At 67.1% G+C, this 24,890-nt stretch carries 24 protein-coding genes; 14 read left to right on the forward strand and 10 right to left on the reverse strand.

From position 1 onward, the window contains the following. Positions 1-37: 37 nt before the first annotated feature. The 10 genes from fsa to HRU76_03810 all read left to right on the forward strand — a co-directional run bounded on the left by fsa (position 38) and on the right by HRU76_03810 (position 8,144). Positions 38-724, forward strand: a complete 687-nt coding sequence (gene fsa, locus HRU76_03765) for a fructose-6-phosphate aldolase (protein QOJ16754.1) — start codon at positions 38-40, stop codon at positions 722-724. A 210-nt stretch (positions 725-934) separates the two neighbouring features. Beyond that, positions 935-1,249, forward strand: a complete 315-nt coding sequence (locus HRU76_03770; protein ID QOJ16755.1) for an AtpZ/AtpI family protein — start codon at positions 935-937, stop codon at positions 1,247-1,249. A 7-nt stretch (positions 1,250-1,256) separates the two neighbouring features. After that, positions 1,257-1,709 carry a hypothetical protein gene (locus tag HRU76_03775; protein QOJ16756.1) on the forward strand — a complete coding sequence of 151 codons (453 nt, stop codon included), beginning with the start codon at positions 1,257-1,259 and terminating at the stop codon, positions 1,707-1,709. 17 nt (positions 1,710-1,726) lie between these two features. Then, the gene (atpB, locus tag HRU76_03780) at positions 1,727-2,641 is read left to right on the forward strand and encodes a F0F1 ATP synthase subunit A (protein ID QOJ16757.1); all 915 of its coding nucleotides are present in this window, start codon (positions 1,727-1,729) and stop codon (positions 2,639-2,641) included. A gap of 124 nt (positions 2,642-2,765) precedes the next feature. After that, on the forward strand, positions 2,766-3,059 hold the full coding sequence (gene atpE, locus HRU76_03785; protein ID QOJ19085.1) for an ATP synthase F0 subunit C: 294 nt from the start codon (positions 2,766-2,768) through the stop codon (positions 3,057-3,059). An 83-nt stretch (positions 3,060-3,142) separates the two neighbouring features. After that, positions 3,143-3,709 (forward strand): F0F1 ATP synthase subunit B, encoded by a 567-nt coding sequence (gene atpF, locus HRU76_03790; GenBank protein QOJ16758.1) that lies wholly within the window; start codon positions 3,143-3,145, stop codon positions 3,707-3,709. 56 nt (positions 3,710-3,765) lie between these two features. Next, complete coding sequence (atpH, locus tag HRU76_03795) at positions 3,766-4,365, forward strand: ATP synthase F1 subunit delta (protein QOJ16759.1); 600 nt, start codon at positions 3,766-3,768, stop codon at positions 4,363-4,365. A 176-nt stretch (positions 4,366-4,541) separates the two neighbouring features. Further along, entirely contained in the window at positions 4,542-6,095 is a 1,554-nt protein-coding gene (locus HRU76_03800; protein ID QOJ16760.1) for a F0F1 ATP synthase subunit alpha, read from the forward strand. Positions 6,096-6,232: 137 nt separating this feature from the next. Continuing rightward, entirely contained in the window at positions 6,233-7,243 is a 1,011-nt protein-coding gene (locus HRU76_03805) for an SDR family oxidoreductase (protein QOJ16761.1), read from the forward strand. Positions 7,244-7,430: 187 nt separating this feature from the next. Continuing rightward, a complete protein-coding gene (locus tag HRU76_03810; GenBank protein ID QOJ16762.1) occupies positions 7,431-8,144 on the forward strand; it encodes a CBS domain-containing protein in 714 nt (237 codons plus the stop codon). Positions 8,145-8,287: 143 nt separating this feature from the next. Here the strand turns inward: HRU76_03810 and speB are convergent, their stop codons facing one another. From speB to HRU76_03830, 4 genes are all read right to left on the reverse strand, one after another. Next, complete coding sequence (speB, locus tag HRU76_03815) at positions 8,288-9,295, reverse strand: agmatinase (protein QOJ16763.1); 1,008 nt, start codon at positions 9,293-9,295, stop codon at positions 8,288-8,290. 120 nt (positions 9,296-9,415) lie between these two features. Continuing rightward, on the reverse strand, positions 9,416-9,763 hold the full coding sequence (locus HRU76_03820; protein ID QOJ16764.1) for an HU family DNA-binding protein: 348 nt from the start codon (positions 9,761-9,763) through the stop codon (positions 9,416-9,418). 296 nt (positions 9,764-10,059) lie between these two features. Then, on the reverse strand, positions 10,060-11,280 hold the full coding sequence (locus tag HRU76_03825) for an aminotransferase class I/II-fold pyridoxal phosphate-dependent enzyme (GenBank protein ID QOJ19086.1): 1,221 nt from the start codon (positions 11,278-11,280) through the stop codon (positions 10,060-10,062). 324 nt (positions 11,281-11,604) lie between these two features. Then, positions 11,605-14,211 (reverse strand): hypothetical protein, encoded by a 2,607-nt coding sequence (locus HRU76_03830; protein QOJ16765.1) that lies wholly within the window; start codon positions 14,209-14,211, stop codon positions 11,605-11,607. A gap of 276 nt (positions 14,212-14,487) precedes the next feature. Here HRU76_03830 and HRU76_03835 point away from each other — a divergent pair, with 276 nt between their 5' ends. Continuing rightward, a complete protein-coding gene (locus HRU76_03835) occupies positions 14,488-15,081 on the forward strand; it encodes a restriction endonuclease (GenBank protein QOJ16766.1) in 594 nt (197 codons plus the stop codon). On the opposite strand, the gene HRU76_03840 is transcribed toward HRU76_03835, so the two are convergent. Beyond that, entirely contained in the window at positions 14,993-15,676 is a 684-nt protein-coding gene (locus tag HRU76_03840; protein QOJ16767.1) for an S-adenosylmethionine-binding protein, read from the reverse strand. The genes HRU76_03835 and HRU76_03840 overlap by 89 nt on opposite strands. A 231-nt stretch (positions 15,677-15,907) precedes the next feature. Between HRU76_03840 and HRU76_03845 the strand changes: the two genes are divergently transcribed. Then, a complete protein-coding gene (locus HRU76_03845) occupies positions 15,908-18,325 on the forward strand; it encodes a VWA domain-containing protein (protein QOJ16768.1) in 2,418 nt (805 codons plus the stop codon). Positions 18,326-18,459: 134 nt separating this feature from the next. Here the strand turns inward: HRU76_03845 and HRU76_03850 are convergent, their stop codons facing one another. The 4 genes from HRU76_03850 to HRU76_03865 form a co-directional block, all read right to left on the reverse strand. Beyond that, positions 18,460-19,761, reverse strand: a complete 1,302-nt coding sequence (locus HRU76_03850; protein QOJ16769.1) for a hypothetical protein — start codon at positions 19,759-19,761, stop codon at positions 18,460-18,462. After that, complete coding sequence (locus tag HRU76_03855; protein QOJ16770.1) at positions 19,758-20,942, reverse strand: hypothetical protein; 1,185 nt, start codon at positions 20,940-20,942, stop codon at positions 19,758-19,760. The genes HRU76_03850 and HRU76_03855 overlap by 4 nt, the downstream gene beginning before the upstream one ends. Positions 20,943-21,211: 269 nt before the next feature. Continuing rightward, complete coding sequence (locus HRU76_03860; protein ID QOJ16771.1) at positions 21,212-21,676, reverse strand: hypothetical protein; 465 nt, start codon at positions 21,674-21,676, stop codon at positions 21,212-21,214. Positions 21,677-21,714: 38 nt separating this feature from the next. Then, positions 21,715-22,332 (reverse strand): MarR family transcriptional regulator, encoded by a 618-nt coding sequence (locus HRU76_03865; protein QOJ16772.1) that lies wholly within the window; start codon positions 22,330-22,332, stop codon positions 21,715-21,717. Between the two features lie 79 nt (positions 22,333-22,411). On the opposite strand from HRU76_03865, the gene HRU76_03870 reads away from it, so the two are divergent. Both HRU76_03870 and HRU76_03875 read left to right on the forward strand, forming a co-directional pair. Next, positions 22,412-22,939: an SRPBCC family protein gene (locus tag HRU76_03870; protein QOJ16773.1), complete on the forward strand. Its 528-nt coding sequence runs from the start codon at positions 22,412-22,414 to the stop codon at positions 22,937-22,939. After that, the gene (locus tag HRU76_03875) at positions 22,936-23,175 is read left to right on the forward strand and encodes a hypothetical protein (GenBank protein QOJ16774.1); all 240 of its coding nucleotides are present in this window, start codon (positions 22,936-22,938) and stop codon (positions 23,173-23,175) included. Before HRU76_03870 ends, HRU76_03875 begins: the two co-directional genes overlap by 4 nt. A gap of 195 nt (positions 23,176-23,370) precedes the next feature. On the opposite strand, the gene HRU76_03880 is transcribed toward HRU76_03875, so the two are convergent. After that, positions 23,371-24,756 (reverse strand): cation:proton antiporter, encoded by a 1,386-nt coding sequence (locus HRU76_03880; protein ID QOJ16775.1) that lies wholly within the window; start codon positions 24,754-24,756, stop codon positions 23,371-23,373. Between the last annotated feature and the right edge of the window lie 134 nt (positions 24,757-24,890).

Here is a 24,890-nt window from a genome sequence, read left to right on the forward strand (position 1 = left end):
ATGGCGCAGCACCGGCGCGGGCGGGTACAATCCCGTCATGGAACTCTACATCGACACCGCCAACCTCGACGAAATCCGTCAGGCCGCCGACATGGGCGTGCTCGACGGCGTCACCACCAACCCCTCGCTGATCGCCAAGGAAGGAGCCGACTTCCACCAGCGCATGGAGGCGATCTGCCGCATCGTCAAGGGGCCGGTGAGCGCGGAGGTGGTGTCGGTGGAGCACGACGGCATGATCCGCGAGGCCGAGCCGCTCCTGAAGATCGCTCCCAACATCGTCATCAAGCTGCCCTGCATCGCCGAGGGGCTCAAGGCGTGCAAGACGCTGTCGGAGCGCGGCGTGCGCACCAACATGACGCTCTGCTTCCAGCCGCTCCAGGCGATGCTGGTCGCCAAGGCGGGGGCGTTTCTGGTGTCGCCCTTCATCGGGCGCGTGGATGACATCTCCGGCGACGGCATGCAGCTCATCCAGCAGATCCGCCAGATTTACGACAACTACGGCTACCAGACCAAGATTCTCGCCGCCTCGATCCGCCACCCGCTGCACCTGGTGCAGTGCGCCCTGATGGGCGCGGACGTGGCGACCGTACCCTTCAAGGTGATCCAGCAGATGATGAGCCATCCGCTCACCGACCTGGGACTGGAGAAGTTCCTGGCGGACTGGAAGAAGGGGCAGGAGGCGGCGAAGAAGACGTCCGGGTCGAAGATGCCGGTCAGCGCGTGACTGCACTGATTGATTGCCACCCCCCGACACCACGCCTACACTCACGATCCACCGACTTTGCGATTTTTTTCACAAAGTCGGCGGCGTCAGCAGCGGGCGGCGACCCGTGAATGCGGAGGGCGTCGGATGGCCTCAGACGGATCATCCCGACCCTCTTCCGCACGGTCACGGGCGGCCGCAGAGGCGGAGGAAACCCGTCTCGGCTGGCGGATGGCGGGGCTTGGCTTCACCGTCGCTTCGGAGGTCGCGGCGGGCACCCTGCTGGGGTACCTGATCGACCACCTCGCGGGCACCGCCCCGGTGTGGACAACGGTCGGAGCCGTGCTGGGCATTCTGGTGGCGATGTGGGGGCTGATACGAGGCGCTCTGAAACTCAATCAGCAGTTGGATCGGCAGTTGAAGGGAAAACCGGCGCCGCCGCCCATCTCGGACGAGGCGTGGCGTCAAGGGAACGCGAACGAAGCGGACCCCGACGACCGCGACGAAACAACCCACGACCAATGCAAGGAATCACGCGACGTCTGACAAACCCATGAACACCCCGTCCACCACCAACCAGGCGACGCTTCGCGCCGAGCCCCAGGTATCCCTGCCTGGCGGGCGGCTGGTCAGCGTAATCGTGGTGATCTCGGCGGGGATCATCGCCGGGTTCGCCCTGGCGGGGCTGTTGGGGCCTTGGGGCCTCGCGGTGCTGTGGTCGGGCGTCGCGGGGGTTGGCGTGGTGGCGCTCTTCGCGCTGGTTGGCGTGTGGATGATTCAGCCGCGCACCCGGCGTGACGTGAGCACGTGGATGGCTTGGTGGATGGGTCTGACGGTGTTCCGCATTCTGCTCACGCCGGTGGCGGCGTGGGTGCTATACTCGGCGGCTTCATCCGCCCTCGAAACCCGGGCCTTCGCCCTGGCCGTGGGGTTGGCGTACCTGGCGACCGTGGTCGCCGAGGCGCTGGTGGTGTCGCAGCACCTTCGTACGTCGTCCGCCGCCTGACTGTCGAGACCTGACGCATGCCGTTCCTCGCCGCAGCCGATCCCGCCAGCCACGTCGTCGATCAGTACCTGATTCCGGGACTGCCGCTCACCATGCACACGGTGACGGTGCTGGCCGTGTCAGGGTTGTTTCTGTTCGCCATGATGCGGGCGGCCAGGGGCATCGCCACCGGGCCCGAGTCGGAGGGCAACGAGCGATACATCACCAAGGGCCGTTTCGCCCAGCTGATCGAGGCGATCACGGTCTATCTGCGTGATCAGATGCTCGTGCCGGTCATGGGTGAGCGGGTGGCCAAGCGCTACCTGCCCTACCTGATGACGCTCTTCTTCTTCGTGCTGTTCATGAACCTCTTCGGCCTGGTTCCCATCGTGGACCTGCTGCACCTGCTGGGGATTCACACCACCTTCATCGGCGGCACGGCGACGGCGAGCATCTCGGTCACCGGGGCGCTGGCCATCGTCTCCGCGGTGATGATCCAGGTCCACGCCTTCCGCGAGAACGGCCTCAAGGGCTGGGTGATCCATCACTTCGGCGGACTGGTGCCGGGACCGATCTACCTGTTCCCGGTGGCGCTGCTGGTGTTCATCGTGGAGTTCGCGGGCGACTTCATCAAGCCCGCGGCGCTGGCCATCCGTCTCTTCGCCAACATGGTGGCGGGACACATTCTGATGGCGGTGCTGATCGGGTTCGGCGCCACCATCGCCCGCGAGGGTGCCGGGCTGCCTGGCGTGATCGGCGTGTCGGTGGTCACCGGCGGTGCGGCCGTCGCCATCACCTTCCTCGAACTGTTCGTCGCCTTCCTGCAGGCGTTCATCTTCATGTTCCTGACGGCCGTGTTCATTTCGCTGATGTCGCATCACGACGATCATGGGCATGAGCACGGGCACGATCATGGACACGAGCACGCTCACGGGCACGCGGCGCATGCGTGACTGATTGAACAAGCACCGGCCCGCGTGGGACGCGCCGGATTCCTGACCTTCGCCTCAACCCCCGCGATCGCGGCCCACCGCGTCGCACCAACGACCGAACGGAGAGTTCTCGATCATGAACCGGATGATGATGACGACGTTTGTGGTGGCCCTCATCGGCTCGCTGCTGGCGGCCTTCGGCGCCGGCGCGCAGGACGGGCTGCTGGTGGCCCAGGAGAAGCTCGGCTCCGGCCTCGCCGCTGGCCTGGCCGTGATCGGCGCTGGCATCGGCATCGGCTGGATCGGCTCGCGCTCCAACGAGGCGGTGGCCCGTCAGCCGGAGATGGCCGGCAAGATCTTCATCAACATGATTCTCACCGCGGCGCTCATCGAAGGCGTGGCGCTCTTCGCGGTGGTCGTGGGCGGCTTCATCCTCTGACCCAGGGGTGACGCCGACGGACGTTTCCGCCCGCTCCCGCGCTCCGGCGCGGGGCGGGCGCGTGTTGACGCCCCGAAAGGTGCATGCGCATGATGCTCGATCTGCTGCTCGCATTGGAAGGTCCGGGCGACGGCCACGGCGCCGGCTCCGCCCAAGTGCTGGACATCGCCAACTGGCTGCCCGGCGTGACCGCGCTGGTGGTCTTTCTCATCGCCTTCGCCGTCCTCGCCACCAAGGTGTGGCCCACCATCACCAAGGCGCTCGATGAGCGCGAGGCCAAGATCCGCAACGAGATCAAGTCGGCGGAAGAGGCGCGCGAGCAGGCCAAGGCCGCCCTGGCTCAGTACGAGCGCGAACTGGCCAACGCCCGCAACGAGGCCAACGCCATGATCCAGAAGGCCAGGGCCGAAGCCAAGGCCACGGCGGACGAACTTCGGGCACGCAACGAGGCGGAGCTGGCCGACCTGCGAGGCCGCGCCCAGCGCGACATCCAGGCCGCCAAGGCCCGCGCCATCGCGGAAATCCACGCCGAGGCCGCCAATCTGGCCGTGGCGGTGGCCTCCCGGATTCTCAAGAAGGAGATCACCGTCGAAGATCAGCGCGGGCTGGTTGACGACACGATCCGCGGGCTGTCGGGCATGAAGAACTGAGAGGCATCGGGCTTCAGGCACACCAGGCACCAGGCATTCGGCACTCTCCACCTCCCATGCACCAGAACGCACTCGCCCAGGTCTACGCCCGATCGCTCTTCGAGCTTGCCCACGCGCAGGGCGGACGCAGCGCCATCGAGGAGCTCAACGACGAGTTCGAGCAGGTCGTCGAACTGACGCGCACCATGCCGGCATTCGGGCGGTTCCTGTCGTCGCCGATCATTGACCGGGGGAAGCGACAGGCGTCGCTGGAGCGGATTCTGACGGGCCGCGTGACTCCCTTGATGCTTCGCTTCCTGCTCGTGCTGAACACCAAGGGCCGCCTGGGCGAGTTGCCGGGCATCGCCGAGGCGTTCGACCACCTGGTGCAGGAGGCGTTCGGTCGCGTAGAGGTGGACGTGTTCACCGCCGCCCCCATCGGCCCCGAGGCGCAGTCGATAATCCGCACCGGCGTGCAGCACGCCCTTGGCCGCGAGCCCGTACTGCACACCTACGTCGAGCCGGGGATGATCGGCGGCATCAAGTTCCGCGTGGGTGACCGCCTCGTGGACGGAAGCGTGCAGACCCGGCTTCGCAAAGTCAAGGCCGCGATGATGCGCTCCGGCGGCTGGAAGCTCCGCGAGCAGCTGGATCGGTTGATGGAAGATTCGAACTAACCGCAAAGGCGCGGAGGATGCAGACAGAGGGAAGATAGAGATCAGAGGAAGAGAGCTTCGGAACCCGAAACTCGAATCCCCATTCCCACTCGATCACCCAGCACTCAGTCCCACCCAGCACTCAGTCCTCAGCCCCCACTCGTGACCGGACTTTCGTTTCCCCAAGGACCGCGACCGTGAAGATCAAGACTGACGAAATCTCGACACTCATCAAGCAGGAAATCGAGCAGTTCTCCGCCGACCTGGAGATTTCCGAGGTCGGTCGCGTGGTGGAAGTGGGTGACGGCATCGCCCGCATCTACGGGCTGTCCAACGCCATGGCCGGCGAGCTGCTGGAGTTTGAAACCCACGAAGGCACCGTGCTCGGGCAGGTGATGAACCTGGAGCTCGACACCGTTGGCGCGGTCATCTACGGCGACTACCTCTCCGTCCGCGAAGGCGACACGGTGAAGTCTACCGGGCGACTGCTCGAGGTGCCCGCCGGGCCTGAACTGCTCGGCCGCGTGGTCGATCCGCTCGGTCGCCCGCTCGATGGCGGCCCGGCCATCAACGCCAGCGCTTCGATGAAGCTGGACATCGTGGCTCCCGGCATCGCCGACCGGCAGCCGGTGAAGGAGCCGCTGCAGTTCGGCATCAAGGCCGTGGACTCGATGATCCCCGTGGGGCGCGGCCAGCGCGAACTCATCATCGGCGACCGCAAGACCGGCAAGACCGCCGTGGCCATCGACTGCATCATCAACCAGCGGGCCTTCTGGGGCACGCCGGACGCGGTGGTGTGCATCTACGTGGCGGTGGGCCAGAAGGATTCCACTGTGGCCGCGGTGGTGGAGACGCTCAAGCAGCATGGCGCGATGGAATACACCATCGTCGTGAACGCCGGCTCCTCCGCCGCCGCCCCGCTGCAGTACATCGCCCCCTACGCGGGCGTGGCCATGGGCGAGTACTTCATGTGGCAGGGCAAGCAGGGCAAGACGCCCAAGCACGTGCTGTGCGTGTACGACGACCTGTCCAAGCAGGCCACGGCGTACCGGCAGCTGTCGCTGCTGCTCCGCCGCCCGCCCGGCCGCGAGGCGTACCCCGGCGACGTGTTCTACCTGCACAGCCGTCTGCTGGAGCGCGCCACGAAGCTGTCCGACGCCAACGGCGGCGGGTCGCTCACCGCGCTGCCCATCATCGAAACCCAGGAAGGCGACGTGTCGGCGTACATTCCGACCAACGTCATCTCCATCACCGACGGGCAGATCTACCTGCAGCCGGAGCTCTTCGCCGCCGGCGTGCGGCCCGCCATCAACGTCGGCATCTCGGTGTCGCGCGTGGGCGGCAACGCCCAGATCAAGGCCATGAAGGAAGTGGCCGGCTCGCTGCGGCTGGACCTGGCCGCCTACCGCGAACTCGAGGCCTTCGCCCAGTTGGGCACCGAACTCGACGCCGCCAGCCAGAAGCAACTTGACCGCGGAAGCCGCATGGTCGAACTGCTCAAGCAGGGTCAGTACACGCCCTTCGACGTGATCGACCAGTGCATCTCGATCTTCGCGGGCTCGCGCGGCATGCTGGACACCGTCAAGCCCTCCAAGGTCCACGCCTTCGAGCACGACCTGCTCGAGTTCATGCGCGGCCCCAAGAAGGAGCTGCGAGACAAACTGGTCGCCAAGAAATCGTTCAAGGGGCTGGAGGATGAGTTCCTCGCGGCCATGCGCGAGTTCAAGGCCAACTGGACCGAGCCGAAGTGACCGCCTGACCGCACCATCGCCGACCGATGACCATGACCCGCGACGAATCGCGGGTCATGTTTCTTTCGCGGGGTCCGGGCCCACGACACCGTGGTCCCGTGAATGGAAACCCCGCGCCCGGCCGATACAGTCTGCCGATGCCCAGCGCTTCCGCCACTGCCGCCGCCATCGCGGCGTACTACCGCGATCTGCCCGTGCTCGTCACCGGGGGGGCGGGTTTCATCGGCTCGCACCTCGTTGATGCCCTCGTGAAACTCGGAGCACGGGTGCGCGTGATCGATGACCTCTCCAACGGCCGCGAGGCGAACCTGGCGGATCATCTCGAGCCGGGCGCCGTGATGAGTAGGAGAGTCGGGTTCATCCGGGCGTCGATTCTCGATGAAGCCGCGCTGAGTCTGGCGATCGACGGCTGCGCCGTGGTGTTTCATCAGGCCGCCCTCGGGTCGGTGCCGGCCAGCGTGGAGCAGCCGCTGCTCTACCACGAGGTCAACGGAACGGGAACCCTGCGCGTGCTGGACGCGGCGCGGCGGGCGGGCGTCAGGCGGGTGATCTACGCCAGCTCCAGCAGCGTGTACGGCGAATCGGCCACGCTGCCCAAGGTGGAGACGATGCTCCCCGCGCCGGTCTCGCCCTACGCCGTGTCGAAACTGATGGGCGAATACTGGCTGCAGGTCTACGCCCGCTGCTACGGGCTGCCGGGCGCATCGCTGCGATACTTCAACGTCTTCGGGTCGAGGCAGCGGCCCGACTCGCCCTACGCCGCGGTGGTGCCCGCCTTCGCCTCGGCGCTGCGGGCGGGAAGGCGGCCCGTCATCTACGGCGACGGACTGCAGAGCCGCGACTTCACGCACGTGGACAACGTGGTTCACGCCAACCTGCTGGCGGGCATGCTTCGGGGTGAACAAGTCGGTGACGCCCCGGCCGCGCCCGCCGTCAACGTCGCCTGCGGCGAACGGTATACGCTGCTGGAACTGCTCGACGCCATGCAGCGGATTCTCGGCACGGCCATCGCCCCCGAACACCGTCCAGAACGCGCCGGCGACGTGAAGCACAGCCAGGCGGACATCACACGGGCGCGGGCCACGCTCGGATACAAGACGATTGTCGGGTTTCATGAGGGACTGAAGTCGATGCTGGCGGCGATGTGACGTAGTCAAGTCAAAGGGAACGGGAGACCCGGTTTCCGAGTGTCGAGTCAAGCAGTCTGGAATCTGCGGTCGGAGATGAACGTTCCGTCGTTGTGCTGGGCTTCGAGCCCTCAGCCCACACTGCCGGTCCACCCGCCTTCCGGCGCCTTATGTCCGGCGCCTGACGGCTCAACTCCCTGATCACGCCATGACCGAAGACGAACGCATCGAACGTTTCGAGGCCGCGTACAACCGCATCGACCGCGCGCTGAGCGAAATGACCGACTCGCGCGATCCGGATCGGCGCAAGACATTCGCGGCCAGGGTGCGTCACGCCGCCAACCGCTACCGGCGGCTACGGCGGCATGTGGATTTCCTGCTCGAGATCGGCGACCTGCGCAACGCCATCATCCACAACCGACTGGGTGACGGTCACTACATCGCGGTGCCGCACGAATCGACGGTGACGGAGCTGGAGGAAATCGAGCGCGTGATGTTCTCGCCGGAGAAGGTGATCCCCCGCTTTCAGCGACACGTGCGAACGCTCGAAGCCGACGCCACCATCGCCGACGCCTGGGAGCTGGTGCGGCACGACGGTTATTCGCGCTACCCGGTATACGAGCGGGGCACGTTCATCGGCATGCTCACGGCCAACGGCTTCGCCCGCTGGTGCGCTGCGCAGGCCAAGGACGGGCGCATCAACGTGGATGGCCGCACCGTGCTGATCCGCGACGTGCTGCCCATTGATCACCGGCGCGATTTCGTGGCCTTCGCCTCCGCCGAATCGGCCATCGAGGACGTCGCCGAGATGTTCCGCGACAACCCGCGGCTGGAAGCAGTCATCGTCACGCCGCACGGGCGGCTCAATGAGAGGCCCGTCGGCCTGATCTGTCCGGCGGACGTGCTGACGGCCACACGGTAGACCCGCCGCCACGCCGACGGAACGTTCCGCGCGGCGTCACTCGCCTGACTGCTGAAGGCGGTCGAGCGATCACAGGCGGGACGCCCGTACCACTGCTCCGCAATCACAGGCGGGACGCCAGCGCTGCTGCTCCGTTTGGCGCGTCACCGCGCGACGGCGTCCAGCGCCAGAATCTCAATCATCACGTGCGACGCCAGCAGGGCGGTGATCTGCGATACGTCGCGGTCGGGCAGCACCTCGACCACGTCGGCCCCGACGATGTTCGCTCCCACGAAACCGCGAATGAGCGAAAGCGCCTCCGCCGACGTGAACCCGCCGCAGCAGGGCGTGCCCGTGCCGGGGGCGAAGGCGGGGTCCACGCAGTCGATGTCGAAGGTGAGATACGCCTCCGCGCCGGCCAGCCGCCCGGCGAAGGCGCCGATCCTGGTCTTCCCGGCGGGCGCGCGGGCCTCATCGCACGTGATGATCTCGACGCCGTTCGCGCGGGCGTAGTCCAGGTCGGCGCCGCTGTTGAGCGGGCCGCGGATGCCGATGGAGATCATGCGGCGGGGGTCGATCAGTCCATCCTCGATGGCGCGGATGAATGGCGATGCGTGGCTCCACCGCTCGCCGTGCGTCACCTCCACGGTGTCGAGGTGGGCGTCGAAGTGGATGAGGGCCAGCCCGGCGGCGGGTTGGCCGCGCCGCTCCCATGTGGCGCGGATGTTGGCGTAGGCGATGGAATGGTCGCCGCCGATCGCCAGCAGCTTGGTGCGGGCGGGGTCGCCGATTGAGCGGGCGAACTCGGCGACGGTTCGCGCGTTCTCTTCGCAGGAGAAGGGCTTGACCGGCGAGTCGCCCGCATCGGCCATCGACAGGCGCTGGGCGATATCCACGCCGTGATGCAGGTTGTACGGCTTCATGTACTGCGACGCGTCGCGAACGGCCCGAGGGCCGAAGCGAGCGCCAGGGCGGAAGGTGACGCCCGAGTCGAACGGCACGCCGTAGATGGCCCAGTCCACCGGCGCGTGTTCAGGCGGGACATCCTCGATGCGGGGAACGCGGCAGAAGGTGGCGATGCCGCCGTAGCGCGGTGACCGCCGCGCATTGGGGAGCAAGGTGCGGGGTGGATGCGGTTCCCCCGAACGCAATGAACCAGTGGCGTCACGCATGTCCATATCGTCCGCGCTGCACGCTGAAACGCAAGTCAGGGTCGGACCTTCGCGCAAAGAAAGCCCCGGGCGATCCCGGGGCTTGCGTCGTTGGTCGCCAAAGCGGTCCGACGGGCCTGCTCAGACCATTTCCTTCAGGGCCTTGAGCGGACGCACCTTCACCACGCTCTTGGCGGGCTTGGCGGGCACATCCATCAGCTCGCCCGGCTTGAAGGGATTGGGCACGCCCTTGCGCGCCGGCTGGGCGGGCTTGTGGACGCGACGGATCTTGACCAGACCCGGCACGGTGAACTGACCGGGGCCCTTCTTGCCGAGATCCTTCTTGATCAGCCCGGACATCTGCTCGAACACCTTGGCGACATCCTTGCGGGCCAGGCCCGTGGCGGTGGCGATCTCGCCCACGATCTGCGACTTGGTGCGGGCTTTCACTTCGACGGTGCTGCTGGCTTTGGTGGTCTTCTTGGCCATCGTTTCACCCTTGCGTTGACAGAATGCGGTGACCCTCCGTGATACCGTGAGACGCCACGCTGGCGCTCAGGTCAGCGGCGTAGTGATCGGACAACCGCACAGTATAACCGCAGAAATGGCCGGAAAATCAAGGAGCGGAGGTCGAAACGATCAAAAAACCCGACATTTTTGGCGGTTTCGACAAGGTCCGAATCCACGTGAACGAACCGTCAGCCACCCGCCGCCTGTCGATGAAGCGCCTCTGACGGCTGACCGCTGCCCACCGACCGCCGGCTGAAGGCCAGCACCCACCGCCCTTACCCTCCGAACTCCTGCCTCAGTTTCGCCAGGGCGTTGATGAGGGCGTCCAGGTGGTGCTTCTCGTGCGCCGCCGACACCTGCACGCGCAGCCGGGCCTCTCCCTCCGGCACCACGGGGTAGCCGAACCCGATGACGTACACGCCCAGCTCCAGCAGCCGCTTGCTCATGGCGATGGCCTTGGCGGTGTCGTGGACGATGATGGGGCAGATGGCCGTGGGCGATTCCAGCACATCAAAGCCGACGGTCTTGATCCCCTGCCGCACGTACGCCACGTTGTCGCGCAATTTCGCCACGCGCTGGGGCTCGCGCATCAGCACTTCGAGCGCCTTTTCCGCGCTGCACGCTACCGTCACGGGCAAGGCGTTGGAGAAGAGCGTGGGCCGGCCGCGCTGCACCAGCAGGTCGATCACGTGCTTCGGCCCGGCCACATACCCCCCCGCCGCCCCGCCCAGCGCCTTGCCCAGCGTGCCGGTGAAGATGTCGATATCCGCACCCTTCATGCCGAAATGCTCGTGCGTGCCCCGGCCGGTCTTGCCCATCACGCCCGTGCCGTGCGAATCATCCACCACCAGCAGCGCGCCAAACTCATCGCACAGCGCCCGCAGTTGCGGCAGCTTCCCCAGGTCGCCTTCCATGCTGAAGACGCCGTCGGTGATGACGAAAATCGCCCCGGTGATCTCCGGGTTGGCCCGCGCCTTGGTGAGCTGCTCGCGCAGGGAGTCCATGTTCGAGTGCCTGAACACCGCCCGGTGGATGCCCTTCTTGATCCCCGCCGCCAGCCGCATCGCGTCGATGATGCAGGCATGGTTGAGTTCATCGGAGATGATCAGATCGCCCGGCTCGCACAGCGTGGGGAGAAGGGCCTCCGTGGCCGTCCAGCACGAGACGAAGGTGTAGGACGCCTCGACGCCGAGAAACCGCGCGATGCGCTCCTCCAGCGTGTGGTGCGGCGAGAACGTGCCGCAGATGAACCGCACGCTCGCCGTGCCCGCGCCGTACTTCCTCAGCCCCTCCAGCCCGTGCTGCACGACTTCCGGGTGATTGGCCAGACCCAGGTAGTTGTTGGAGCAGAAGCACGCGACTTCGCCGTAGCCCCTGAGCGTGACCGACGCATCCATCGGCCCCTCGATGGTCTGCAAGACCTTGAGCTGGCCGGTGGAGCGGAGCTGGTCGAGGATGGACTGGGCGCGCTGGGCGAGGAGGTGGCGGGAGGACATTTGGGTGGAAGTGGCGGCGGTTGAGATCGTCATGATCCTCGATCATAGATGGGCGAAGTATGGTGCGTCACACAGATTGGCGACAGTCGCCGGAGCCAGATCAGCCACTCAACGCGCCGTGCTGCATCACCCAAACAACCCCATCGCTTCCTCCCGCCGCACACTCGCGCCCAACTCCGGCCACCGTTCAACAAAGGTCACCGCCGACACACGGGCCAGTTCGCTCGGCTCGATCGTGTGCAGCCCGCCGCCGACTCAGGACGACCTCTGCATCACGCCTCACCCCCGCCTCGCTCACCCTTCATGCCACCATCCTGATCTCTGTCACTCATCACCGCCGATCCGGTCGAAGTACCGCCGGATCAGCCGGTGATATCGCCTGGGCACGGCGTTTTCGCTGATGGCCTGCTCGGCGGCGCGGCGGGCGTCACGCGCGGCGGGCAACCCCCCCGCTCCGCCCGCCCCGGCGCGGTCCGTGCGGCCGGGCTGACCTTCGAGCTTCTCGTCGGTCAGCCACTCGGCGAGCGTGCGCTCATCGCCCTGCTGGCGCAGGTCGAGCGAGTCCCACCCCGCGCCGGGCTCGGTCGGCGGCGGGTCGCGCCGCGCCGCGGCGTGCTCGCCTGCGCCCGCCGTGGAGCCCCCGGAATCACCACCGGCGCCATCATGACTCCCGCGCGATGAATCATCGCGCCGGCTCTGCTCGCGGGCGTACTCGCGGGCCCACTGCTCCAGTTGCTTCCGCTCCTCGGGCGTCAACCGCTCGGCGAGTTCGCGGGCGCGCTGGCGAAGCTCCTCGCTGTCGCGAGCGGTCTGCTCGCCTCGACGGGCCCGTTCCTCGGCCCGTCGAAGAATGTCCTCCAGGCGCTCGCCGGGGGCACGATCATCGGATGCTTCGCCACCCTCCTCGCCGCCGGGTTGCTCTCCCGGTCGAGCACCCGGTTGACGACCATCCTGCGTACCCGCGGGGTCGGGCGCGGGGCGATCGCCTGGTTGCGCCTGGCCGGGCTGGGATCGGGTTCCCGGCTGCGCAGGGTCGTTCGCCTGACCCTGTCGCCCGACGGGCTGTTCGCCCCGCCGCGGATCACGCTGATCGGGCGGCGACTGCTCGCCCGCCCGATCCTGTTGCGGCTTCGGCGGTTGATTAGGATCGGTTGACTTGGGATCACCGGACTTCGGTTCGCCTGACTGCTGTTGCTGTTGCTGTTGCTGCTGTGATTGCTGCGACGATGGGTCACCCGATTTGGGATCGCCTGACTTCGGGTCGCCTGAGTGCTGTTGCGACTGCTGCTGACCCGGCTGCTCGGTCTGCTGCTGGTGCTGCTGCCCGGGTTGCTGCGACTGGTCCTGCTGCGGCGGCGGCTTCGACGGATCAGCCGGATTGCCCGTATCGCCAGGCCTGGAATTGGGCTGCCGCTCGCCCTGTCGCGGTTGATTTGGCTGAACCGGTTGATTGGGCTGTGATGGATCGCGCTGGGCGGGCGGCTGATCCTGACGCGGCTGGTTCGATGACCCGGGATCACGCTGGCTCGGCTCGTGCTGGTCCCGCGTGCGATCACTCGCATCCCCTTGCGGTGGCGACGAATCACGCTGCTCCGTCTCGTCCGCCAGTTGATCCAGCGCCTCGGCGGCCTCCCGGGCCTCGTGGTTCGCCTGCTCGCGAGCGGCGGCCCGTTCCCGCTCCGCGGCGATCTCGCGGGCCAGGCGGCTGGCGACTTCATCATCCACGCCCTGTTCGCGCAACCGGCGGGCGAGCTCGTGCTCGTCCGGGAGCGTTGTCGGTGAAGGTTGTGCAGGATCAGCCCGTTCGCCGACCTCGTCGCGCGGTTCATCGCCCGACGCTTCGGGATTCGTCAACCGGCGCGCCGTCTCCGCATCCACGCCCTGCTCCTGCAGGGCGCGCTGAAGCGCCTCACGCCGCGCCGCGTCGGACTCGGCGGCACGGGCCGAGGCGTCGCGCAGGTTCTCCGCGAGCCGGCGCAGGTCATGGGCGGCCTGCTCGCGGATTGCGGGGTCGGTCTCGCCGCCGAGCGATTCCATCGCCTCGCGTGCCCGGGCGGCATCGCGCTCACGAAGGGCCTCGCGCAGGACGCTGGTCAGTTCGCTGGACCGCTCGCGATCCCGCGCCGCCGCCTCGGCGAAGCGGCGCGAGAGTTCCTCCGACGCCAGCCGCTCACGCGCCGCCTCGCGCTCCATGCGGCGGGCGATTTCATCCATGCGGCGCGCGGCGTCGTCGCGGGCGCGGGCGAAGTCGTCCGGCTTCTGCCCATCCCGCTTCATCTGCTCGGCGAGCTGACGCAGCACATCCGCCTGCTCCCCGGGCACGGGAGACGCTTCGCCCGGCTGATCGAGCGAGGCGAGCGCTTCCTCCACCTGCCGAGACGCCGCGAGGCGTTCCTGCTCGAACGCCGCGGCCTCTTCGGGCGTGAGCGCCGCCTCGGCGCTGCGCGACCAATCCACGGGCGGCAGCAGCAGCACGCCCGCCGCCACCGCCAGCGCGCCCGCCCCCGCCCAGCGGGCGGCGACGGGAAGCCGCAGCGGCTCGGCCCGGCGCGGGTCGGCCTGATGCGCCGCTCGCTCGGCGTCCTGCATGGCCAGCAGGGCGAAGTCGCTCTCGCGCACGTGCCCCGCTTCGATGGCCTTCGCCGTACCCACGCGGTCGGCCAAACCCAGCCGCTCATCCACCAGCACGGCGACGCGGGCCTTGGACGGCGCGGTGAACGCGCCCCAGATCGCCCCGGCGACCGCGCCAACTCCGATCACCCCCGCGTGAACCGCCCACGGCCAGACCGCCCCGGAGAGCCGCTCGACGAGCAGGGCGATGATCGATGCGCCCGCGCCGATCGCCGCCCCGCGCGCGGCGAAGTCCGCCGCGCGGTTCAGGACCACGCGACGACGGGTGGCGGCGATGAGGTGATTGAGGGGGGAGGGCATGGGCTGTCGGCTTGTGAGTGGTTGGGATCGGTTCTCGGTTGTCAGTTCTTGCGTTGTGAGCCGCGACCGTGAGGGAGCGGATGGGCCGGGAAACGACACCCATCCCGGCGCACCCGATACGCCCTCACCATCTCATACGACAATCGTACGGTCGGGACAGCCCGATCCGACGATTTTTCTGCCCGCGACGAGGCCAGCCCCTCAGTTCCATCCTGGCAAGTCGGATGCATCGGACTGTTTTTGACCCGCACTTAGGGAATGGTCGATGACGGCCACATGGGCCTCGAACTCATTCCGAACGACATTCGGGACAAGTACACGATCGAGGAACGCGACCACGCATGTGCGATTCTCAAGGAGGACTTCCCAAGTGAGTTCGACGACCTGTTGGAGTGCCTTCGGCGGTTTACCCTGAAGAAGAGCCAGATTCTGGAGCCGGGCGGCAGAAAGTCGCGCATCGCCTCGACGATCGATGCCTTTCTGCACGAACGGGGATGGAGAGAAAAGTCGTTCGACACCAAATACGTGGTGGATGATCGCGAGATTCCATCACCAACGCACAGCATCGACAACTTCAAGAATCGCGTCGGCGTCGAGGTCGAGTGGAACAACAAAACTGAATTCTACGATCGGGATCTCAATAACTTCCGGCTGCTGCGCCAACTGCGGGTGTTGTCCGTCGGCGTGATCATCACGCGACTGAGTGAGCTGCAGCAGGCGGTCTTTGACCCGCTGGGCAAGGGGAGCTCCTACGGAGCATCCACCACGCACTGGGACAAACTCATTCCGAAAGTGGATGGCGGAGGAGCGGGAGGGTGTCCCTTGCTGCTCGTCGGGATGGGGCTCGCCTGCTACGACCCGAATGCGTGAAGCCGTTGTACGTCGGAATCAGGGGGCGACGCTGCGCGTAGGTCTCGATCTCGTTGCCCCACTGCGTCCAACCCTCCCGTGGCAGGCGAGCGAACAACTCCAGATACGGTCCCGGGCTGCATCCCTCAACGATGTCGTAGATCTCGTCCGGCTTCTTGGAGTGCTCCTCCTTGCGCGTCCGGATCAGGTTGACCTGCGTTCGACCCGGCTTCAAGGTGCGCAGGCGACCCTTGACGCCGAACAGAAGGAGTTCGGTGACGTTGCGGAAGTAGAAGCCCACCCCACGACCGTCCGGACCGCCATCCTTGCGCACCTTGTACCAGACGATGTTCGTCTTGTACGTGAATCCCCACGCTTCCATGATCGTGAGTCCCTCCTTGAGCAAGGCGTTGGGACACCACAAGTAGAGATGGCTCTGGTCCCGGCCCAGTTCGCCAATGGGCAGCGCGGCGATCTCGTCAAACGACATGGTCGGATATCGCCGCAGGCGGCGGTGCTCCGGTGCCATCTTCCCAGTGCGGTTTGTGAATCGCCACGGCGGATCGATCAGGATTGCACCGAATCGTTCCTTGATATCGAGAGCAGACTGACTCATGGCGGCTCCATGCTCGACGGCCCAACAACAGATCCTAACAGACTGCGAATGCCGAGTCTATCCGTTTCGGCCTGATTCGGGTCAGGAATCACAGCCAATCCACACGAGAATCGCTAAGGGGTGCCTGGTTCGTGCGTCTCGTATCACAGGGGGAAACCCGTGCGCGCGTTTCCCATCGGGAACCCGCCGCACTCGATCCCCTGCCCGCACCATCCGACGGGAGGACATTCCATGCGGCCGACCCCTCGCTTCGTCGCCCTGTTCCTGGCGGTTCTGTCCGTTCTCGCCCTCGCCGCGCCAGCCCGCGGCTCCGGCCTGCTGGTGCCCAGCGACCGCAACCTGCCGCCCCTGCGGATCACGGACCACCTGGTGGACGTCAAGATCCACGATCAGGTGGCCCTGACCACCCTCACCCAGACCTTCCGCAACGACACGAATCAGCGGCTGGAAGCCACCTACATCTTCCCCCTGCCGGAAGAGGCCGATCTCACCAACTTCCAGATGACCTTCAACGGCAAGATGGTCGAGGGCGAGGTGCTGCCCGCGGACGAAGCCCGGCGGATCTACGAGGCCATCGTGCGCCAGGCCAAGGATCCCGGGCTGATCGAGTTCATCGGCCGCCGCCTGCTGCGGATGCGGGTCTTCCCCGTCGAGCCCAAGAGCGATACCACGATCAAGGTGTCGTACCAGCAGGTGTGCCGCCCGCTCTCGGGCATGACCGGCTACCACTATCCGCTGCGCACCACAGGCACGGGAGGCCGGGCGTACGGCACGGTGCGGTTCGCCATCGACCTCGATACCGCCAAGCCGCTCAAGAACATCTGGTCGCCCACCCACTCGGTGGAGATCGTGCGCGACGGCGAGTTCAAGGCCAAGATCGCCTACGAAGCGGCGGGCGGCTCGCTGGAAGACGACTTCATCCTGCTCTACTCCAACGACTCCGCCGACCTGGGGCTGTCGGTCATCGCCCACAAGCCCAGCGAGGGCGATGCGGGGCACTTCCTGCTCATGCTCACGCCCAAGCAACTGTGGCCGGACGAGGAGTACGTGCCGCAGGACGTGGTCTTCGTCATCGACACCAGCGGCTCGATGGCGGGCGAGAAGATCAAGCAGGCCCGCGAGGCGCTCAAGTACTGCGTCGAGCAGCTCAAGGAGAACGACCGCTTCAGCATTGTGCGCTTCTCCACGGGGTTCGATGTGCTCTTCGAGCAGGTCGCGCCCGCCAGCAAGGAGAACAAGGACCGCGCCCGCGCCTTCATCGACAAATTCCAGGCCGCAGGGGGCACCAATATCACCGACACCCTCGTCCACGTGGCCGGGATGAAGGCCAATCGGCCCGAGGGAGATGACCGACCCTATGTCGTGGTGTTCATCACCGACGGTCAGGGCAATCACACGCCCGACCAGACGATGGAGGCGCTGAAGAAAGTGATTGACGATCGCGGGCGAGACGCCCGCGCCGACGACTGGAGAGTCTTCCCCTTCGGCGTCGGGCACGATGTCAACACGCTGCTGCTCGATCGCCTGGCCACCACCTACCAGGGCCGCCCCGTGTACGTGCAGCCGGGTGAGAACCTGGAACTCGTGCTGGGCGACTTCTTCGGCACCATCTCACAGCCGGTGCTGACGGGGCTGACGCTCACACTGCCCGACATCGGCGTGACGGAGCGCTTTCCTGTCACGCTGGGCGACCTGTATCACGGCCAGCAGCTCACCATCGCGGGCAAGTTCGAGCGGGCTCAGACAGGGCCCGTGAAACTCTCGGCGATGCGGGCGGGCAAGCGCGTGGAGTTCTCATGGCCCAACGTGGCGTTCACCAGCACCGAGTCGGCCGCCTACGTACCGTCCATCTGGGCGGGGCGGAAGATCGGCTGGATTCTCGATGAAATCCGCCAGCGCGGCGAGAACGAGGAACTTGTCAAGGAAGTCATCGCGCTCAGCCAGGAGTACGGCATCCAGACGCCCTACACCAGTTGGCTCGTCGCGCCGGAAGGCCGTCCGGGTCAGCCCATCCCCATGCCGCGCCCCATGGACCCGAGGCGACGGGCCGAGCAGTTCGAGCGCCTGCGCGACCTGCCGGTGGACGCCCGTCCGGGCGTGCCGGGCGGCGGCGGCGCCCCTGCCAGCGACAGTATCGGGCGGGGCGGCTCAGGCGGCGGAGGCGGGTTCGGCGGCGCGGCAAGAGAAGGCGGCGACCGGGGCATCACGCTCGACGAAGCCGAGGACGCCATGAAGCAGTCCGCCGGGCGGGCCGCGACCATCCTTTCCGAGTACCAGCAGCGCCTGCGCGAAAGCACCAGCGCGGATGGAGCTCGGCTGAACCAGAACGAACTGGCCACGCGCAAGATCGCCGGCAGGTGGTACAACCGCGTCGGTCCCTTCCTCGTGGATGCCGATTTCGACGCCAGGATGCGGACCGTACTGGTGCTCTTCGCCTCGGAGGCGTACTTCGAGTTCGTCGCGTCCCGCCCGGCCCTGAAACCCGTGTTCGCCGCCAGCCGCAACGTTGTGATTCCCGTCACAAAGTCGCTGGCGGTGGTGGTGGTCGATTCCCGGCCTGCCGAGGGGGAAAAGGGCGTGGAAGTGATCGAATCGTTTTCCGAGGAAATGAGGGAACAACTGGGGCTCGGGAACAGTATTGTTCCATGAAGCCACACCTGCCGCACGGCAGGCACAACGTGCTCTCTCCTCCTCTCCTCGGATGGCCCCGCCGCACTCGTTGCGGCGGGGCCGTTTTTGAGTATCCGTCAGGGGTGCGTCACGGCTCCGCGAGCCGCGGTCCGTCACCGCTTCGGCTGCGGGTCGGTCTCGAACCAGTTGAGCGCGAGCCGGATGTCCAGCGGCAGCCGCGCCACCGCCTCCGCCCCGCCCAGCGCTGCGGCGAGGTCCATCGCCCCCTGTTTCGCCAGGTCCATCGAACGCTGCATCAGCGGGATGGCCGGGTGGTCAGCGGCGTCCGGCTCGGGCGGCAGCGCCTCTTCGGTGATGGTCTGCTCGATCCGCCGCGCTTCACGCCGTGCCATTCGCTCGGGCGACTCCCATCGGTCAAACGCGAGCACGATGCGCCGCCGCAGGGCGTCGCGCCGGGCGGCGTAGTCGTTCCACGCCTGCTCCGCCGCGGCGAGTTGCTCGGGTGTGATGCCGCGAAGTTCGCGCAGCCGTGTGATGGCGATTTCCACGGGGCAGTGGCGGAAGACCTCCGGGTGCCGCGCCCGATCGACGGCGTCCTGAAACGCGATGGCCTCGCTGTCGGGCAGCCGGGCGCGCAGGATGGCGATGTGTTGCTCGTTCACCGTGGCGATGCGGCGGATGCGCGTGCCCTGCTCGTGAAACAGGTCCACCAGCGCGGCCCGCTTGCGCTCGGCGACGGGCGTGCCGCGCTCGCGCCGGGGAATGTAGTTCGTCCGCCACGTCCTGCCCTGCTCCACTTCCCAGCAGTAGAACCCGTCGATCGCCGCGTGCATGGCCTGGGCGTAGGCCTCCTCGGCATCCGACAGTTCGCGCCTGGCTTCCTCGCTCAGACCGATCGAGTCGAGAATCTCCGAGAGGTTCATCAGCGATCGGCTGCCCGACAAGTAGGCCCACCCATCGCGGACGTGTGCCAACGTGTGCTTGCGGTTGAGGTCGTGCTTCCACCGTGTGAAGACGGTCGCCGCGTCGCCCTCGAGCGCGGACCCGACTTCGGTCAGGAACTGTGCTTCACGCTGTTCGAATCCTTCGACCCACGTCCAGTAGATTTCGGCGTTGCCAAAGTCCTCGCCAAACTCCTGCATGGGGTCGGGCCCGTTGGGGTTGTCCCGATGCCACTGCATCCGCCGCTCGCCCATGAGGCGGTATGCCTCGACCATCTCCGCCCTGGCGCGCGTGTGCCCGGCGGCGAGGGCGGCGTGCGCGGCGCGAACTTGGTCGGCGGTCGGCGTGTCGGCCAGACCCGCGGCGGTGATGAACTGCTCCAACTCTTCACTCGTCCAGCGCGGCACGCCGGTGTCGGTGGGGCGCATGTCCTGGGCGACTGCGTTCACCGCGCTGGCGACCATGGCCGTGAACAAGAGCCAGGAGATGAGCAATCGCACACGTCGGCTCATGGCAAGCCCCCGGGGTGCTGTTGGAGCCGTTGCGTCAGTTCTTCATCGAGTGCCTTGATGGCTTCGCGGTAGCCGCGCACGACGTCGAGATACTCCGCGTATCCCGCCGGCTCGAAGCGGTGGGCTTCGGCGCGGTCGGCCGGCGCCGGGTCGATCGTCCGTGGAAAGACCGTCAACGCCCACTCCTCGTGGACCTGCGGGCGTTGCAGGACGTGAAGCCGCTGCAGCAGGACCGGCTTGCGACCGGCCCGCGCGGCGGCGAGGCGCTGCTCGATGGAGTTGAGCGATTCGACCATCACATCGGATTCGGCGTGCTCCTTGCGAAGCGTCCCGAGACGCTCTATCAGCCGGGTGTATTCCGGCGCAAGGCAGTCCACCTCGTGTTCATCCACCGCGGCGAGGATCATCGGGGCGTGCTGCGGCAACAGTGCGGCCAGTTCATCCATCGTCGAGCGGGTGAGGCGTCGGGCCTCATCGAGCAGCGTGCCGATCCGGATGCGCCGCGCCAGGATGCGCCGCATGGCCGCCTCGTCGAGGCGGCCGGCGGCGTGGAGCGGAAGGGCCTCGACCAACTGCCGCATCGAGTCGGCAGCCCAGGACACGGTGATTTCATAGAAGTCGACGAGCAGAGTGTGAAGTGTGCGTTCGTACTGTTCGAGGAGATGCGATGCCACTTCGTCCGACATCGCGTGCGGCACGTTGGACTTCACCCATGTCACGACATCGAGAAGCGGCACGGAGTCCGGCAGGACGACCGACCAGTCGGTGCGGCGCAGCATCCGTCGCCTGAAATTGGCGCGCTCCAGGGCATCCAACTGTTCGCTTGCGACCCCCACGAGAGATCGCACGTGGGAGAAGAAGTCACGTTCGAGAGCGCTCGACTCGAATGCGCCCCGTTCAACGCCTGCATAGATTGTGATCGACCGCTTGAGCATGGCAGGGTCGCGCCACGGCATGCCTTCGACGTAGTGTCCGCTCAGCCAGAGCCGCACATCATCCCTCACCTTCTCCGCGGCGCGCATCTCCGCCATCATCGCGTCGTGAAACGTCCGTGCCACGGCGATCTGCTCGGCGGATGCCCCGGCCTCGCGCAGCGTTTCCTCCACGCGCTCGAAGGCGACCTCGTCGAAGGGGCCGAAATACTGGGCGGACGCGTCGCAGGGCCACTGCATGGTTGCCACGAGTACGAGCACCAACAAGGTGAACCGCAGAAGCGCGCCTGTTTCAGGCACATGGCTGACATCGCCCGACCGGCCATCGAAGCCGGTTGAACGATCGCAGGCGGTACACCCGCGCCACCGTGGAGACTTACAGACAAGACGCCTGCGCCGCTGACGCCCGCGCTGCCACCCGCGATCCCTCATGCCGCGTTCGGTGAACATGCCGCCACCACTCTCTATCACGACAAGGCACACACACACCCCTACACACGCCGCACCCACGCACACACTCACCTCCCATCCACCACCCTTACCACCCCCGCCTCGTACACGCCGCCCGGCAGGTCGGCCAGCGTCGGGGCTTCGCTTCGGGTGAACAGGGCGCGGCCGGTGGCGGTGTCAATCGTCAGAGCCAGCAGGCGGCGGCTGGAGCAGGGGTCCGCCGCGTCGATGTGCAGCAGCCCGCCCAGCTGAGCGCGGGCCACCAGCACGCGGGGAAACGCGGCGATTCGGCGCTCGGCGCCATCGAATGAAAGCGCCACGTCCAGCCGCCCCTTGCCGTCCGCCTCGCCGACCAGTCGCAGCGTGAGCCGCCCCGGGGCATCGCCCGCGCGGTGGGGCCGCGGAATCCCCAGCTGCGCGGCGGCGGCAGTCGCCTCCACGGCGTAGGTGATCAACACCTCGAGCATGTCCCGCCGCGCGGGCTCAGCGACAACGCCGGGCGGCTCGGTCAGGATGGTCGTGGCGGGAGACATGGGAGCCAGTCTGCGATCGGGCGCGGGTGAGAAGGAGATCAGGATGCCTTGGAGAGGATTCTGGCCGCGACATCCAGCCCCTCGCCGGTGGGGCTGATGAACCGCTGGCTCAGGGCGTCGAAGAGATGCATGAAGTTGAGCAGTTCATCGAGCCGGCGGTTGTGCTGCTCCGCCGAGGCGGCTTCGATGTCGCGCGGACGGGCCGGGACGGTGGATTCGGCGCGGCAGTCGCGCAGCGCCTCCAGCAGCGGGTCGATCTCGCGCTTCTTGCGCTCGCGCACGATGGTGCGGAACATCTTCCACACATCCTGCTCGGCGACGTAATACTCCTTGCGGTCGCCCGGCAGATGGGTGCGGCGGACGAGCGACCAGTCGGCCAGGGCCCGCAGGGTCATCGAAGCGTTGCCCCGGCTGATGCGAAGCCGCTGCATCACCTCGTCGGTGTTGAGCGGGCGGCCCTCGATGAAGAGCAGGGCGTGAACCTCGGCCATGGTGCGCGGAATGCCCCACTTGGAGCCCATCTGGCCCCAGATGTCGATGAAACGCTCCCGCGACCTGGCGAGTTCGCCCGAGGCGCGGCCGCCAGCCCCCCGCGAGGCGCTGCGACGCCGCGAGCGGGACGGACCATCTGGCTGCTGAGGCGCGGGAGCGGGCATCACGTCATGATACGTCGAGACGGCCCGCCTTGCATGCTGTTTTCAGAATATTTTGAAAGATCGCACCAGCCGAATCGGCATGCCCGCCGCCATCGAATACGATCGCGTGGAGCCAACCCTCGAACCCATCCCCGGCGGCTATCGGCTCACCAGCCGGCAATGGCTGCCGGAGCCGCCGGAGCAGGTGTTTCCGTTCTTCGCGGACGCGGGCAACCTGGAGGCGATCACGCCCGCGTTCCTGCGATTTCGCATTCTCACGCCCCGGCCCATCGAGATGAGACAGGGGGCGCTCATCGACTACGCCCTGCGGGTGCGCGGCGTGCCGATCCGCTGGCGCACGGAGATCGCCGCGTGGGAGCCGCCCCGGCGCTTCGTGGATGTGCAGGTGCGCGGCCCGTATCGCCGGTGGGTGCATGAGCACACCTTCGAGCCGGTGGACGGCGGAACGCAGATGATCGATCGCGTGGACTATCGCGTGTGGGGCGGCGGGCTGATTCACGCCCTGTTCGTGCGGCGGGATGTGCTGGGCATCTTCCGATACCGGGCGCGAGTGCTGGCGCAGCGCTTCGGCGCGACGGCGCTGCGCGGCGATATCATCTCCGCGTGACCGAGCCGGATGATCTTGCCGAGCACGACTACGACCCCGAGGCCATGTGGGCCCACAATCAATGGCCCGCAGTGGGTCTGTTCACGGGGCTGGGCATCGGGCTGGCGCTGAGCGTGCTGTTCGCCGTGGGTTGGTGGGCCGGCGCGGGGTACACGCTTGGGCTCGGCGTGGGCGGCCTGCTGGTGGGATACCTCGGAGCCGTACTCGTGGCGCGGGTGGGCAGTCGTCGGCGATGATGCGACGCTTCGCACGCCGCAGCCGTGCGGGTTGGCGGTGTGCCACGGCCGTCTCGGCCGTGCGGCGGTTGCACCAAGCGCGGAACTGTCCAACCGTGGCGAGGGCGTGCCGCGATGGGTCATCGGCGGTGTCGAGTCCCAGGCCCCGCTCGCACGGCTGAAACAGCCGTGGCGCAGTTCATCACGTCGCGCGCGTCATCCCACCGAAGTCTGATCGCGGCGCTCGCCCTTGCGGAAGGGCGACTGCTCGATGAGGGGTTCGAGCTCCGTGCCTTTGGCGGCCCGCACCAGGATGGGCGTGGTCATGACGGTGGTGAGCACCGCCATGAAGACGAGCATGCAGAAGACGCTGGATGGGATGACGCCCAGGTCGTGCCCCACGTTGATGACGATGAGTTCCATCAGGGCGCGGGCGTTCATCATCACGCCCACGCAGCAGGATTGACGCCACGACAGCCCCCCGAACCTGGCCGCCAGCGTGCAGCCGCCGAACTTGCCCGCAATGGCCACGGCGGACACGGCGATGGCGAAGCCCCAGAGCATCCACCCTTCGAGCGTGCCCACGTCGGTGCGCAGCCCCGTGTACGTGAAGAAGATGGGCAGAAAGAACGCGGTGACGAAGCGGCTGAGCTGGCCGCGCACCGCCTCGCGGAACCCGTGCTCGCCCGACAGCGTCGCCCCCAGGATGAACGCGCCGAAGATCGAGAAGATGCCGATCAGGTTGGTGGCGATGGCGCAGAGGAACATGATGATGAGCAGCGCGGCGAGGTCCACCAGCCCCAGGTTCCCGCCGCCGCGCTTCACCGCCGCCTTGGCCCATCGCTTGAGCATCGGGCGGGCGATGAAGATCATGCCCAGCGCGAAGCCGATGGACTCGGCCAGCATGAGCAGCGTGTCGCCGGGGTGGAAGGCGGATCGCACCATCGCCGAGACCGCGGCGAGCAGAATCCATCCGCAGGCGTCGTCAATCGCCGCGCTGGTGATGGTGATGGCGCCCAGCCGGGAGCGCGCGATGTCCAGCTCCATCATGATCCGCCCCAGCACGGGGATGGCGGTGATGGACATGGCGGTACCCATGAACAGGGCGAAGCCGCGCAGGTCGATGGTCGGCGCCACGTGAGGGTGCATCGCCATCGCGAGTCCATAGCCCATGCCGAAGGGCAGGATGATGCCGGTGATGGAGATAAGCAGCGACGCCTTGCCGCTGCGCTTGACGTGGGAAAAGTCGAACTCCAGTCCCACCAGGAAGAGCAGGAAGATCAGCCCCAGCTGGCTCATCACGCCGAAGACGGGGCCGACCTCGGGGTTGAAGACGCTGGTCCAGGCATCACGGACGGACTCCATCGCCGGCTCAGGCAGCACCAGCCCCAGCATGCGCAGCATGGATGGGCCGAGCAGCAGCCCCGCGAGAATCTCGCCGACCACGATCGGCTGCCCCAGCCGCTGGAAGATGGCCGCGAACACGCGGGCCGCCGCGATGATCACGACGAGTTGAATGAGAACGATGAGGAGTGTGTCCTCGACCTCGCTCAGCGCCAGGATCGCGCCGGGCAGCCACGGGTTGGCGGGGGAAAGTGCCATGCCCATCGGGTTCTCGACGGGGAAGGATGGCGAAGCAGGTGGGGAAGTCAAGCACTGCAGCACGGGAGACCACTCTGTGGCCCGATGCTCAACAGGGCGTCGCCCTTGCATGGAGCGCAATCCTTGGTACAAAT

This window comes from Phycisphaeraceae bacterium, assembly GCA_015709595.1.
Classification (GTDB): Bacteria; Planctomycetota; Phycisphaerae; order Phycisphaerales; family SM1A02; genus CAADGA01.